Below are 392 nucleotides of genomic sequence, written 5' to 3'. Positions count from 1 at the left end.
GCCCCTCGACGATCATGTCGAGGAAGCTGCCGGGGTACTCAGGCCTCCCCGTCACCAACGACGATGACCTCGACGTCTCCCCATACGGCCGGATCGACGACGTGACGACCGTCGACGAGCACCTTGATACCCGGCAGGTCCGCCGGGGTCAGTTCGGCGTACTCGGGATGGTCAGCCTGCAGTAGGGCGCCGTCAACCGGATCGCCGATGTGGTAGGCCTTAAAGCCGAACTTGCCGAGCTCCTCGTCGGTGAACATCGGGTCGTGGACGCTGACGTCAGCGCCAACCTTGGCGAGGATGTCAACAGTCGGGAAAACCCCGGAGAAAGCAGTTTCCTTGACCTTGCCCCGATAGGAAGCGCCAAGGACGACAATCTTTTTACCGGACAGATC

General features: G+C 61.7%; 1 protein-coding gene. It reads right to left on the bottom strand.

What is annotated here, in order from left to right:
• Window positions 1-38: 38 nt before the first annotated feature.
• Window positions 39-392, bottom strand: a 354-nt coding sequence (locus D7Y15_RS43925; RefSeq protein WP_199746092.1) for a UDP binding domain-containing protein, incomplete at its 5' end; no start/stop codon positions are given.

Source organism: Corallococcus sp. AB030, assembly GCF_003668965.1.
GTDB lineage: Bacteria > Myxococcota > Myxococcia > Myxococcales > Myxococcaceae > Corallococcus > Corallococcus exiguus.
This window is presented reverse-complemented; position numbering and strand designations above follow the sequence as displayed.